Origin of the sequence: Citrobacter sp. wls615, from assembly GCF_005281355.1 — a bacterium.
GTDB classification, from domain to species: Bacteria; Pseudomonadota; Gammaproteobacteria; order Enterobacterales; family Enterobacteriaceae; genus Citrobacter; species Citrobacter werkmanii.
Genome location: NZ_SZXM01000005.1, coordinates 99,177 through 111,925 on the forward strand (window position 1 = coordinate 99,177; position 12,749 = coordinate 111,925).

A 12,749-nucleotide genomic window follows, 5' to 3' on the forward strand; every position below is an offset into this window, starting at 1 on the left:
AAAAAGGGGGGCGGGAACGGTTATTTTCCCCCACAAGATTACGCGGAAAGGGTATCTTGCGGGGCTGACCTGGACTATCCTTGTCAACGTCTGGCACGCGGGTGTCGTTGTGCGCATTTTGGGGTGAAAGGAGTATTAAAATGGCGACAGGTAAGTCCTGCTCTCGCTGGTTTGCGCCTGTTTTGGCGCTCTTAATGGTAGTTGGCCTGAGTGGGTGTTTTGATAAAGAAGGCGATCAGCGCAAGGCGTTTATCGATTTTCTGCAGAATACTGCAATGCGTAGCGGGGAGCGTTTACCAACGCTGACTGCCGATCAGAAAAAACAGTTTGGCCCGTTTGTGTCCGATTACGCGATTCTGTATGGCTATTCTCAACAGGTTAATCAGGCGATGGACTCCGGTCTGCGCCCGGTCGTTGATAGCGTAAATGCGATTCGTGTTCCTCAGGATTATGTGACTCAGCGTGAACCGCTGCGTCAGGCAAATGGCGCACTGGGTGTGTTAGGGCAACAGTTGCAGAATGCGAAACTGCAGGCAGATGCTGCGCATGGTGCGCTGAAGCAGGGCGAGGATCTCAAGCCGGTCTTTGACCAGGTCTACAATAAAGTCGTCACTGCACCTTCAGAGGCGCTACAGCCGCTGATCCCTGCCGCGCAAATCTTCACGCAGCAACTGGTGCAGGTCGGTGATTTTGTGGCGCAGCAGGATACGCAGGTGAGCTTTGTCGCCAACGGTATCCAGTTCCCAACTTCACAACAGGCAAGTCAGTACAACACGCTGATTGGCCCGTTGGCTGCTCAGCATCAGGCGTTTACTCAAGCCTGGACTGCTGCGGTGAATGCCACTCAGTAAAAGAGTGCTGTAATACATAGAAGGCCGGGTAAGCGTAAGCGCTACCCGGCCTTTTGTTTATTGCGCGACCTGCGGGTTGACGCAGTTCTTCTCCACTCTTCCTTGCAGCGCATCGATTAAGTTATCCACCGCGCAGGCCGCCATGTTATAGCGCGTTTCGTGCGTGGCGGAACCGATGTGCGGCACGGCCACCACGTTGGGCAGTGACAGCAGCGGAGAGTCTGTCGCTAATGGCTCCTGCTCAAATACATCCAGACCGGCGGCATGAATGTCGCCGTTTTGCAGAGCGCTAATCAACGCTTTTTCATCGACCACCGGGCCACGTCCAGCGTTAATGAAAATGGCGGAAGACTTCATTTTAGCAAACTGCTCGGTACTGAACAGATGATGCGTTTCGTCGGTTAACGGCAGGATCAGGCAGACAAAATCAGACTCCTGCAACAGCGTATCGAGGTCGCAGTAACGTGCATTGAAGCGTTCTTCTGCTTCCTGATGATGACGGCGCGCATTATAGAGAATCGGCATGCTAAAGCCGAAATGTGCACGTTGCGCCAGCGCCAGCCCAATGCGGCCCATACCGACAATCCCCAGCGTTTTGTGGTGTACATCGGTACCAAACCAGTCCGGTCCGATACTTTTGGTCCATTCGCCGACCTTTACCCGTTCGGCAACTTCCACCACGCGGCGAGCGGTGCTTAGCACCAGCGCCATTACCGTATCGGCGACGGTTTCCGTGAGCACGGTTGGCGTATGCATCAACAGTACCTTACGCGCATTGAGGGCATCGACATCGAAGTTGTCATAGCCTACGGATATTGTGGATGTCGCACGCAGCCTGGGCATTTTCTCCAACAGCGCGGTATTGACGGCTTCACTGGAGCCCAGCAGACCTTCGGCGTTGGCAAAGGCCTCGGCGTGCTGTGCGACCGTTTCCGGACGCAGGTTAGGCACCTGAGTCACAGTAAAATGCTCTTCCAGGCGATGCAGTAAATCGTCAGGTAACGCTTTATAGAGAATAATGGACGGCTTCATGCGAATCTCCGTAAGTTAAAATTTAAGCGTGGCGTGCGCCAACCGGAATTTGGGAATTATTAGCAGGCTTAACAATTAAAGTTAGCCATACTGAGGCAAAAAGCGCTACCCCCATAAAAATGTACGAGGCGGATGGGCTGCCGGTTGCGCCATTGAGGTAGCCGACAAACCAGGAACCAAAGAATGAGCCCAGCGCGCCCATGCTGTTAATCAACGCCATTGCACCTCCGGCGACGTTGCGTGGCAGCATTTCCGGGATGATGGCGAAGAAGGGACCATATGGGGCATACATCGCCGCGCCCGCGATGACTAACAGCGTGTAGGACAGCCAGAAGTGATCCGCGCCAACGGCCCAGGAGCCGATAAAGGCGAAAGCGGCAATCAGTAACAGCGGCCAGACAAACAGCTTACGATTTTGCAGTTTATCAGAGGCCCAGGAGACGAGAATCATCGCTGCCGTCGCCGCCAGATACGGTACGGATGACAGCCAGCCAACTTCCACCATCCCCAGATTTGCGCCGCCGTTGCGAATAATGGACGGCAGCCACAGCACAAACCCGTAGACGCCAATACTCCAGGCGAAATACTGCATACACAGCAGGATGACGTTACGTGAGCGGAAAGCCTCACCGTAGTTACGCACGGCTTTGATCCCTTGTTGCTCTTGTTCCAGTTGGGCCTGAAGCGCAGCTTTTTCGGATTCCGACAGCCAGCCGACCTGAGACGGTTTGTCTTTTACCAGTACCCACCAGCAGAACGCCCAGATGATGGCCGGGAAGCCCTCGATGATGAACATTTCCCGCCAGCCCAGCGCCTGAATGAGATAACCGGAAACGACGGACATCCATAAAACAGTAACCGGGTTACCGAGGATTAAGAAGGTGTTAGCGCGTGAACGCTCGGATTTCGTAAACCAGTTGCTGATGTAAATCAGCATTGCCGGCATCACGGCGGCTTCAACGACGCCAAGAATAAAGCGGATGGCGGCAAGCATTGGAATATTGCTGACCATGCCGGTTAACGAGGCACAAGCCCCCCACAGGATCAGGCAGACGAAAATCAGTTTTCGTACGCTGCGGCGCTCGGCGTAAATTGCGCCCGGGATCTGGAAGAAGAAATAGCCAAGGAAAAACAGAGCGCCCAGCAGAGAGGAGATCCCTTTGGTAATGCCGAGATCCTCGTTAATGCCTGCGGCGGAGGCGAAGCTGAAGTTCGCGCGGTCAAGGTACGCCAGGCTATACGTGATAAACACGATTGGCATGATGTACCACCAGCGTTTTGCTGCATTGGTTGAGCTATTCATAGACTGCCCTCTGGTTATGCTGATACGCCGCCTCTGTATGTAGGGTACAGAGTTGGCCGGGGATTTATTCCCCTAATTGTTCACGTGTGGGTAATCCTTCGCTGTCGCCCTGAACCTGAATGGCCAGTGCGCCAATTTTATTGCCGCGGGTCACTGCCTGATGCAGCGAACGGCCTTCCAGCAGAGCGCTGATCACGCCCACGGCAAAGCCATCGCCTGCGCCGACCGTATCAACCACGTTGTCGACTTTTACCGGTGCGACGCAGCCATGCTCGCCGCTGGCAGTTTTGTACCAGGCGCCATCTGCCCCGGTTTTGATAATGACTGCCTTCACACCATGGCGCAGATAAAAGTCGGCGATGGCTTCAGGTGTTTGTTGTCCGGTGAGAATCATTCCCTCTTTTAGACCAGGCAAAACCCAGTCAGCCTGGAATGCCAGCCGGTTCAGTTTTTCCACCATCTCGGCTTCGCTTTTCCACAGCACCGGACGCAAATTCGGGTCAAACGAGATGGTTTTCCCCTGAGCTTTCATGGCGCGGGCGGTATGCGCCAGAAGTTCACAGGAACTGGCGGAAAGCGCGGCTGCCACGCCGCTCAGGTGCAAGTGACGCGCGCTGGCAAAATAGTCCTCGTGGTAATCCTCAATACTGAGATGGCTGGCTGCGGAGCCTTTGCGGAAGTATTCCACAATGGGATCGGTTCCATTTTCGACCTTAGATTTAAGCTGAAAGCCGGTAGCGAAGCGCTCGTCCTGAGTGACTCCCTGCGCATCAATCCCTTCTTTTTCCAGTGACTTAATAATAAAACGGCCAAAACTGTCGTTACCTACGCGGCTTACCCAGCCTACATTCAGACCCAAACGAGCAAGACCGGTCGCCACGTTGAGTTCAGCGCCTGCAACGCGCTTGATAAACTGCTCTACATCCGCCAGGTCGCCGGTTTGCGTGGCGACAAACATCGCCATCGCTTCACCTATAGTGACCACATCCAGTGAATTCTTCATGCGTTACTCCTCGCGTAGCAGCTCGACGTAATGGCGGGTAACCTCCAGGGGAAACTCGATGCCGCGCGGAACATCGTCAGGCAGCGTTTTTAACAGCGCCAGCCAGCGCGGATCGGTAGCATCAGGCGGCACTGCACGGTAGCTGTCGCGATGTGTAACTGCGGCTTTGACATGGATGTATCCCACGGTTGGCGTCAGGGTTTTCGCCGCCTCTTCCGGGGAGTCGCCAACCCACAGCCAGTTGCCCATATCAAAGGTCAGCGAGATCGGCAGGTTTTGCATTTGGCAGGCTTCGTTAAAGTGCTGCATTGGCTGCAGGCGTCCGCAGGCGGTCTGATCGTTTTCGACAACCAGCTCCATCCCGCTGTCATCAAGCCATGTACGTAAAACGTCGAACTGTTCGGTATGGGAAAAATGACCAAGGGAGACTTTTAACCACAGCGCTTGCAGGGTCTGCGCTTCCGCAAATAGCGCCGGAAGACGGGGGTTGAGGTTACCGTCCTCAAGGAACAGCGGCTCAGGCGCTGAATAACAGGCCAGCAGGCCGAAGATTTCGATCGCTGAGGCCATCGTTGACAGCGTGGTGAGTTCGGCGTCAGTTAGCATCTCGCGGCGAATTTCGACGCCGTCAGCACCGGCTTCAGCAATGATGGGCAGCATGGCGGTTTGTCCACCCGCAGCGCGGACCTGCTCATAGCCGTAGGCGGCGGTGACCACCATAATTTTTCTTTTCATGGAAACTCCATAACCAGCGTTCTTGCTATAACGCTAGATGGAACCGGTTCCAAAGAAAAGCCTGGGATGTCGAATTTATGATCACCATCACGAAGGAAATTTAGCGGGCGGTAGAGCCGCGCACGATCAGTTCACCAGAGAAAACCTGTTCCTGAATGGCGTCAGAGCCGCCATCGATCCGGCGTACAACCTGTTCCACAGCGGTGTAGCCAATCTGCCATGTGGGTTGTTTCAGCGTGGTAATACCGACACCCGCCAGCTCGGCCCATTCCAGCTCGTCAAAACCAAGTAGCCCGATATCGCTGCCCCAGTTGAGGCCAATGCGCTTCAGGGCGCGGGCAACCTGTAGCGTAAGGGCACCGTTGGCGGAGATAACGGCTTTGCGCATGCCTCGATGCTGCTGGTGGAACTGGCGCAGCGTGTCATCCAGTTGCGCATTGTCCGTTAGCGGAACTTCGGCATTTTGCGCGATAACGCCGGGATAGCGTGCGAGCGTGGCGCGAAAGGCGCTCAGACGTTCGCGGCGGGTATTCACCATGCCGAGTGGTTCGCTGAGAAACAGAATGGCTTCAAAGCCTTGTTCAAGCAGGTGTTCCGTAGCAACCGTTGCGGCCTGGGTGTTATCCAGCCCGACCATATCGCAGGCGAAATCAGGAATTTTACGATCAATCAGCACCATCGGCAGCGCAGACTGTTGCAGGCGGTTCAGCCCCTCTTCCCGCATCCCAACGGCGTTGACCACAATCCCTTCGACCTGGTAACTGCGCAACAGGTCAAGATAGTGCAACTCCTGATCCACTTCGTTATTGGTGTTACATACCAGCGGGGTGAAGCCTTTATCGCGGCAGGCGGCTTCAATTCCGCTTAATACGTTGACAGAGTAGGGATTGGTAATATCTGCGATGATCAGGCCAATCAGGCGGGTGCGACCGTGTTTCAGGCCGCGTGCCATCAGGCTGGGTCGGTAGTCGAGATCGGCAATGGCTTGTTCAATGCGGGCCAGCAGCGCGTCGGATAGCAGGTGCTTTTCACCGTTGAGGTAACGTGAAATGCTGGTCTTGCCGGTTTTTGCGGCCTTCGCCACATCGCTGATGGTTGCCCGTGTTGATTTGCTCATCGCTGATTTCCCTGAATTTGGTGACAACACCTTAACGCGAAAATCAACGATGGCAAGTGCTTCATGCCGGATCGGGCGCAGCCTGTCTCCGGCTCAAAACGTTACTGGATCGGGCTTAAGGTAATCTCTACGCGGCGGTTCTGCGCTTTACCTTCCGCCGTGCTGTTGCTGGCGATTGGATTTGCCGGACCCATACCCTGAGTGCGGATACGGTTAGCGGCGACGCCTTGAGTGATCAAGGCGCTGGCGACGGAGTCCGCGCGCTGCTGTGACAGGCGCATATTCAGATCCTGGCTGCCGGTGCTGTCGGTGAAGCCCAGCACGTTAACCGCGGTTTTATTGTACTCTTTCAGAACCATGGCCACGCCGGTCAGTGTGTTAGCCCCGGCAGGTTTCAGGTTGGCACTGCTGCTGTCGAAGGTGACGTTGTTTGGCATGTTCAGAATGATGTTATCGCCACTACGCGTCACGCTGACGCCGGTTCCCTGCATTTTTTCGCGCAGTTTTGCTTCCTGCACGTCCATGTAATAGCCGATACCACCGCCAACAGCCGCGCCAGCTGCTGCGCCAATCAGTGCGCCCTTGCCACGATCTTTCTTCGAAGAAGAGAGTGCGCCAATACCCGCGCCGACCAGAGAGCCAATGCCTGCGCCAATGCCGGATTTACCCGCTTCGCGTTCGCCGGTGTAAGGGTTTGTTGTGCAGCCAGAAACCGCCAGGGCGCCGCTCACGATGGCAGCAATAACAAAAACACGTTTCTTCATCTCAATTCCTTAATGACTTATTCTTCTTTGCCACAGCGACGGTGGCGGTTGATTATGACGTGTGAACATGAAGAAAATTCCAGGGAAGACTCTGAAATTTGTAAGTAACATTGAACGGCAGAATAAATAAGCCGCCACATCGTATTCAGGAGCGCCATCTTGGCTAATTCACCCGCACACTACTCGGTGTTAACCGCTGCCCACTGGGGACCTATTCTCGTCGAAACCGATGGCGAGACCGTTTTCTCCTCCCGTGGCGCGTTGCCCACCACTCATCCCAACTCTTTGCAAACCGTGGTGCGTGACCAGGTACACAGTAAAACGCGGGTACGTTTTCCGATGGTACGTAAAGGCTTCCTCGCCTCGCCGGAAAGCCCACAGGGCGTGCGCGGGCAGGATGAGTTTGTTCGCGTCAGTTGGGATGACGCGCTGACGCTTATCCATACGCAGCATAAACGTATCCGTGACAGCTATGGCCCGGCCTCGATTTTTGCTGGTTCCTACGGCTGGCGCTCCAACGGCGTGTTACACAAAGCCGCGACCCTGTTACAACGTTATATGGCACTGGCGGGCGGTTATACCGGGCATCTGGGGGATTACTCCACGGGCGCCGCGCAGGCCATCATGCCGTACGTGGTGGGCGGCAACGAAGTTTACCAGCAGCAGACCAGCTGGCCCGTCGTGTTGGAACACAGCGATGTGGTGGTGTTATGGAGCGCCAATCCGCTGAATACCCTGAAGATTGCCTGGAATGCTTCCGACGAACAGGGTCTTGCTTACTTTGAGGCATTGCGTGATAGCGGCAAACGTTTGATCTGTATCGATCCGATGCGATCGGAAAGCGTGGATTTCTTTGGCGATAAGATGGAATGGATCGCCCCGCATATGGGTACCGACGTGGCGCTGATGCTGGGCATCGCGTATACGCTGGTGGAAAACGGCTGGCACGACGAAGACTTTCTCGCCCGTTGTACCACTGGTTATGAGCGGTTTGCCGACTATCTGCTGGGTAAAACTGACAATGTCGCAAAAACGGCAGAGTGGGCTGCTGAAATTTGTGGGATAACTGCGGCAAAAATACGTGAACTGGCGGCGATATTCCACCAAAATACCACCATGCTGATGGCCGGATGGGGAATGCAGCGCCAGCAGTATGGCGAACAAAAACACTGGATGATTGTCACCCTGGCCGCCATGCTCGGGCAAATCGGCACGCCAGGCGGAGGCTTTGGGCTGTCGTATCATTTTGCCAACGGTGGGAATCCAACGCGTCGCGCCGCAGTATTGGCTTCGATGCAGGGCAGCGTGAAAGGCGGTACCGATGCGGTGGATAAAATCCCGGTGGCGCGAATTGTCGAAGCGCTGGAGAACCCCGGAGGCTTTTACCAGCACAACGGAATGGACCGACATTTCCCGGACATCCGCATGTTGTGGTGGGCCGGCGGGGCCAACTTTACACATCACCAGGACACCAACCGTCTGATTCGTGCCTGGCAAAAACCGGAGCTGGTGGTTATCTCGGAGTGTTTCTGGACCGCCGCCGCGAAGCATGCCGATATCGTATTACCGGCGACCACGTCGTTTGAGCGCAACGATCTCACCATGACGGGTGATTACAGCAACCAGCACCTGGTACCGATGAAGCAGGTTGTGCCGCCGCAGCATGAGGCGCGCAATGATTTTGATGTCTTTGCCGAGCTGAGCGAGCGCTGGGAAAGGGGCGGCTATGAACGATTCACCGAAGGTAAAAGCGAGCTGGCGTGGCTGGAGACCTTTTACAATATCGCCGGGCAGCGCGGGGCCAGCCAGCAGGTCACACTGCCGTCCTTCACCGAGTTTTGGCAGCGCAACGCCCTGATCGAAATGCCGGAAAACCCCGCCAGCGCGCACTTTATTCGGTTTGCGGATTTTCGCTGCGATCCACAGGCGCATCCGCTGAAAACGGACAGCGGAAAAATTGAAATCTACTCCGCGAAGATTGCTGGTTACGGCTATGCGGATTGTGCTGGACACCCGATGTGGCTGGAACCTGATGAGTGGTTTGGTAACGCCGAGCCGGGTCAGTTACAGCTGCTTTCCGCCCATCCGGCGCACCGTTTGCACAGCCAGTTGAATTACAGTGCGTTGCGTGAGCAGTATGCGGTGGCGGATCGTGAGCCCGTTACGATCCATCCGCAGGACGCCAACGCACGTGGTATTAAGGATGGCGACACGGTGAGGGTGTGGAACCCGCGTGGGCACGTTCTGGCGGGTGCAGTCGTGACGACAGGGATTAAACCTGGCGTCATCTGCATTCATGAAGGCGCCTGGCCTGATTTGGATCTCACTGCCGGTGGTATTTGTAAAAATGGCGCCGTCAACGTGCTGACCAAAGATCTCCCCAGTTCGAAGCTGGGGAATGGCTGCGCGGGCAACACTGCCCTGGCGTGGATCGAAAAATACAATGGACCCGCCCTGACGCTTACGGCGTTTGATCCGCCTGCCAGCCCATAATCCACGTGGGGTGGTGAGTTTCTTCCTGCCATGCGCCGTCTTCAATGCGAAAACCCAGCGCATGGTAGAAGTTTACCGCTGACTGATTCTTCTGGTAGACCTCCAGGCTGAGTAGAGAAAAGCGCTGCTGCACATGCTGCACCAGCGCTGTACCAATTCCGCTTCTGATGGCCGCTGGCGCGACAAACAACGCGCCAAGGAAGCGTTCGTCAATCACGCTGACAAAGCCTTTGAGTACACCTTCTTCTTCCCACACCCAGGTTTGCGCGGCGGGCAGGTATACATCACGCACGATGGGTTCACTTTCGCGCCAGTAGCGTTCGTCGATAAACGGGTGGGCATGGATCGTGCTTTCCATCCACAGCGCCAGAATTGACGGCAGATCGTCAGCTTTAGATTCACGAATCATGTTGTGCCCCTGGGTAACAGATGCAACTGGTGATATGGTCGTTGACCAGACCACAGGCCTGCATAAAGGAGTAGCAGATGGTGGTGCCGACAAACTTAAACCCGCGTTTTTTTAACGCCTTAGACAGCGCATCTGACGCAGGCGTTGAGGTGGGGATATCGCTCAGGTTGGCGGCGCGGGTCACTTGCGGTTGGTTATCAACAAATGACCAGACGAACTCGCTAAACGATTCACCGTTTTGCGCCATGGCCAGAAATGCGCGAGCGTTACCGATAATGGCCTGAATTTTTCCGCGATGGCGAATAATGCCGGCATCCTGTACCAGCCTTTCCACATCCTCTTCGGTCATGGCTGCCACTTTTTCCGGATCAAAATGGTGGAAGGCGTGGCGATAATTTTCTCGTTTCTTCAGTACGGTGATCCATGATAATCCCGCCTGCTGGCCTTCCAGGCAGATCATTTCGAACAGCTTCTTGCCATCGGTTTCGGGGACGCCCCATTCCTTGTCGTGATAGGCAATGTAAAGTGGGTCCTGGCTGACCCATCCGCAACGCTGCATATTCTTCCTCGCTGTTTTTACTGGCGTAAAAATTTCATTCGGCCCGCCTTGACGCGCCAGCTAAAAAGACAATATTTAATACAGGGCCTGATGGCCCCGATTTCCTACACACAATGACAATAATATCGCCGAATTCGGCTCTTTTCTGGAGTCGCGTTGATGATTATAAGAAACAGTAGTGGTCGCCAAAGGTTAACTCTGGCGAGCGTCGTAGTTTGTGCGCTGTCCATCAATACAGCATATGGCTGGCAACAAGAATATATCGTTGATGCGATGTCAGGGCATACGGCTGAACGTTATACATGGGACAGCGATCACCAACCACGTTATAACGACATTCTGGAGGAACGAATTCGTTCTACGCAGAACGTGGCGGGGCCGGTGGTGAATCTGGCCGATCAGACGCTGATGGATACGACCAGCGGCATGAGTATGGGCTGGAACTTTCCTCTTTCCAGGCAGGTAACAACCGGACCGGTCGCCGCCTTACATTATGACGGCTCGACCACGTCTACCTACAACGAGTTTGGTGATAGCGCGACCTCAATAACACCGACCGATCCGATGTGGCATGCCAGCGTCAGCACGTTAGGCTGGCGAGTCAATTCGCAGTTCGGTGATGTGCGTCCCTGGGCGCAAATCAGCTATAACCAACAGTTTGGCGAGAATATCTGGAAGGCGCAGTCGGGTCTCAGCCGCATGACGACAGCAGGACAGGATGGTAACTGGCTGGATGTCACCGTCGGCGCAGATATGCTGTTGAATCCACATATGGCGGCTTACGCCGCACTTTCTCAGGCAGAAAACAGTACCAACAACAGCGACTATATGTACACCATGGGTGTTAGTGCCAAATTTTAACGAAAGCAATCATCGTTTCTACATCTCAGTTACATATTGAGATCAACAATCACACGCTTTCCAGCGATAGCGTGTACTAACACATGCGGTAAAATTCAGTATCCCAACTTTTTGTCTCGTCATTCATTCCGCAATCCAGGCATTTCATTCCGTTCTGACGGCATTTCATGCCGTTTTTTCCTGGTATAAATGGCGCTTCGGTATGGTTGTTGGCAGAGAATTTCCCATTTTGCTTATGCAGGAAGACTGCCATGAAAACTACTGATTATCAGCGTACCCGTTGGCTGACACTGATCGGCACCATCATTACCCAATTTGCCTTAGGTTCTGTTTATACCTGGAGCCTGTTTAACGGCGCACTCTCTTCTAAACTTGACGCACCGGTGAGCCAGGTTGCGTTTTCCTTTGGTTTACTGAGCCTGGGGCTGGCGATTTCTTCTTCCGTCGCCGGGAAGCTGCAAGAACGTTTTGGCGTGAAGCGCGTCACCATGGCCTCCGGTATCTTACTGGGCGTCGGCTTCTTCTTAACCGCCCACTCTGACAGCCTGATTATGCTGTGGTTGAGTGCCGGTGTACTGGTCGGTCTGGCGGATGGTGCCGGATACCTGTTAACCCTTTCCAACTGCGTAAAATGGTTCCCTGAGCGTAAGGGGCTGATTTCCGCCTTTGCTATCGGCTCTTATGGCCTGGGTAGCCTCGGTTTTAAATTTATCGACAGCCAACTGCTTAGCACCGTGGGTCTGGAAAAAACCTTTATGATCTGGGGCGCAATTGTGCTGGTGATGATCGTCTTTGGCTCCATGCTGATGAAAGATGCGCCGAATCAGGAAGTGAAGGCGAAAAATGGTGTGGTCGAGAACGACTACAGCCTGGCGCAGTCCATGCGTAAACCACAGTACTGGATGCTGGCCGTGATGTTCCTCACTGCGTGTATGAGCGGGCTGTATGTAATTGGCGTGGCGAAAGATATTGCGCAGAGCCTGGCGCATATGGATGTTGCCACGGCGGCAAATGCGGTGACCGTCATCTCCATCGCTAACCTGTCAGGCCGTCTGGTTCTGGGTATTCTGTCCGACAAAATCTCTCGTATTCGTGTTATCACCATTGGTCAGGTAGTTTCGCTGGTCGGTATGGCGGCGCTGCTCTTCGCCCCGCTCAATGACGTTACTTTCTTTGCGGCAATTGCTTGTGTGGCATTTAACTTTGGCGGCACCATCACCGTGTTCCCGTCACTGGTGAGTGAGTTCTTTGGCCTCAATAACCTGGCTAAAAACTACGGGGTTATTTACCTGGGCTTCGGTATCGGCAGTATTTGTGGTTCCATTATCGCCTCGCTGTTTGGCGGATTCTATGTGACCTTCTGCGTTATCTTTGCGCTGTTAATCATCTCGCTGGCACTTTCTACCACTATTCGCCAGCCACAACGTAGCGTATATACCGAGGCGCACGCCTAAATCTATTAGTGGTCTGATTAATACCTGGCGCATATATTTACAAAAATATATGCGCCATTTGCATTCTCTATAAGCACTTTTCTTCCCTCCTGTGGTCTACTTACCCGCGCCCGTAGATATTTCACCTCTGCTGTTGTCGCATTTTTCCCCTGTAAAGTCTGTTTGGCC

Annotated in this window: 12 protein-coding genes; 4 read left to right on the forward strand and 8 right to left on the reverse strand. The window is 54.4% G+C overall.

The genetic code is table 11. The features are described from left to right. The first annotated feature begins 140 nt into the window (after window positions 1-140). Window positions 141-851: a DUF3053 domain-containing protein gene (locus tag FDX04_RS01215; RefSeq protein WP_042311688.1), complete on the forward strand. Its 711-nt coding sequence runs from the start codon at window positions 141-143 to the stop codon at window positions 849-851. A gap of 57 nt (window positions 852-908) precedes the next feature. Here the strand turns inward: FDX04_RS01215 and ghrB are convergent, their stop codons facing one another. The 6 genes from ghrB to FDX04_RS01245 form a co-directional block, all read right to left on the reverse strand. Next, window positions 909-1,883: a glyoxylate/hydroxypyruvate reductase GhrB gene (gene ghrB, locus FDX04_RS01220; protein ID WP_137370352.1), complete on the reverse strand. Its 975-nt coding sequence runs from the start codon at window positions 1,881-1,883 to the stop codon at window positions 909-911. A 22-nt stretch (window positions 1,884-1,905) separates the two neighbouring features. Further along, complete coding sequence (locus tag FDX04_RS01225) at window positions 1,906-3,186, reverse strand: MFS transporter (RefSeq protein WP_042311692.1); 1,281 nt, start codon at window positions 3,184-3,186, stop codon at window positions 1,906-1,908. 64 nt (window positions 3,187-3,250) lie between these two features. After that, the gene (locus FDX04_RS01230) at window positions 3,251-4,189 is read right to left on the reverse strand and encodes a sugar kinase (RefSeq protein ID WP_137361651.1); all 939 of its coding nucleotides are present in this window, start codon (window positions 4,187-4,189) and stop codon (window positions 3,251-3,253) included. A 3-nt stretch (window positions 4,190-4,192) separates the two neighbouring features. Then, on the reverse strand, window positions 4,193-4,924 hold the full coding sequence (locus FDX04_RS01235; protein WP_137370353.1) for a sugar phosphate isomerase/epimerase: 732 nt from the start codon (window positions 4,922-4,924) through the stop codon (window positions 4,193-4,195). 100 nt (window positions 4,925-5,024) lie between these two features. Then, window positions 5,025-6,041: a LacI family DNA-binding transcriptional regulator gene (locus tag FDX04_RS01240; protein ID WP_061380947.1), complete on the reverse strand. Its 1,017-nt coding sequence runs from the start codon at window positions 6,039-6,041 to the stop codon at window positions 5,025-5,027. A 101-nt stretch (window positions 6,042-6,142) separates the two neighbouring features. Continuing rightward, entirely contained in the window at window positions 6,143-6,805 is a 663-nt protein-coding gene (locus tag FDX04_RS01245) for an OmpA family lipoprotein (RefSeq protein ID WP_003827397.1), read from the reverse strand. Window positions 6,806-6,964: 159 nt separating this feature from the next. Here FDX04_RS01245 and FDX04_RS01250 point away from each other — a divergent pair, with 159 nt between their 5' ends. Next, a complete protein-coding gene (locus FDX04_RS01250; RefSeq protein ID WP_137361649.1) occupies window positions 6,965-9,298 on the forward strand; it encodes a molybdopterin guanine dinucleotide-containing S/N-oxide reductase in 2,334 nt (777 codons plus the stop codon). Here FDX04_RS01250 and FDX04_RS01255 read toward each other — a convergent pair. Together FDX04_RS01255 and tag are read right to left on the reverse strand one after the other, a co-directional pair. Next, entirely contained in the window at window positions 9,267-9,707 is a 441-nt protein-coding gene (locus FDX04_RS01255; protein WP_042311700.1) for an N-acetyltransferase, read from the reverse strand. The genes FDX04_RS01250 and FDX04_RS01255 overlap by 32 nt on opposite strands. Beyond that, window positions 9,697-10,266 carry a DNA-3-methyladenine glycosylase I gene (tag, locus tag FDX04_RS01260; protein WP_137349103.1) on the reverse strand — a complete coding sequence of 190 codons (570 nt, stop codon included), beginning with the start codon at window positions 10,264-10,266 and terminating at the stop codon, window positions 9,697-9,699. Before tag ends, FDX04_RS01255 begins: the two co-directional genes overlap by 11 nt. A gap of 159 nt (window positions 10,267-10,425) precedes the next feature. On the opposite strand from tag, the gene FDX04_RS01265 reads away from it, so the two are divergent. Both FDX04_RS01265 and FDX04_RS01270 read left to right on the forward strand, forming a co-directional pair. Beyond that, window positions 10,426-11,127 (forward strand): autotransporter outer membrane beta-barrel domain-containing protein, encoded by a 702-nt coding sequence (locus FDX04_RS01265; RefSeq protein WP_137361648.1) that lies wholly within the window; start codon window positions 10,426-10,428, stop codon window positions 11,125-11,127. A gap of 251 nt (window positions 11,128-11,378) precedes the next feature. Beyond that, on the forward strand, window positions 11,379-12,581 hold the full coding sequence (locus FDX04_RS01270) for an MFS transporter (RefSeq protein ID WP_042311707.1): 1,203 nt from the start codon (window positions 11,379-11,381) through the stop codon (window positions 12,579-12,581). Window positions 12,582-12,749 lie beyond the last annotated feature (168 nt).

Bases quoted from the DNA above. Each gene is read 5' to 3' on its own strand.
- FDX04_RS01215 (WP_042311688.1), top strand. From the start codon at position 141: ATGGCGACAGGTAAGTCCTGCTCTCGCTGGTTTGCGCCTGTTTTGGCG.
- ghrB (WP_137370352.1), bottom strand. From the start codon at position 1,883: ATGAAGCCGTCCATTATTCTCTATAAAGCGTTACCTGACGATTTACTG.
- FDX04_RS01225 (WP_042311692.1), bottom strand. From the start codon at position 3,186: ATGAATAGCTCAACCAATGCAGCAAAACGCTGGTGGTACATCATGCCA.
- FDX04_RS01230 (WP_137361651.1), bottom strand. From the start codon at position 4,189: ATGAAGAATTCACTGGATGTGGTCACTATAGGTGAAGCGATGGCGATG.
- FDX04_RS01235 (WP_137370353.1), bottom strand. From the start codon at position 4,924: ATGAAAAGAAAAATTATGGTGGTCACCGCCGCCTACGGCTATGAGCAG.
- FDX04_RS01240 (WP_061380947.1), bottom strand. From the start codon at position 6,041: ATGAGCAAATCAACACGGGCAACCATCAGCGATGTGGCGAAGGCCGCA.
- FDX04_RS01245 (WP_003827397.1), bottom strand. From the start codon at position 6,805: ATGAAGAAACGTGTTTTTGTTATTGCTGCCATCGTGAGCGGCGCCCTG.
- FDX04_RS01255 (WP_042311700.1), bottom strand. From the start codon at position 9,707: ATGATTCGTGAATCTAAAGCTGACGATCTGCCGTCAATTCTGGCGCTG.
- tag (WP_137349103.1), bottom strand. From the start codon at position 10,266: ATGCAGCGTTGCGGATGGGTCAGCCAGGACCCACTTTACATTGCCTAT.
- FDX04_RS01265 (WP_137361648.1), top strand. From the start codon at position 10,426: ATGATTATAAGAAACAGTAGTGGTCGCCAAAGGTTAACTCTGGCGAGC.
- FDX04_RS01270 (WP_042311707.1), top strand. From the start codon at position 11,379: ATGAAAACTACTGATTATCAGCGTACCCGTTGGCTGACACTGATCGGC.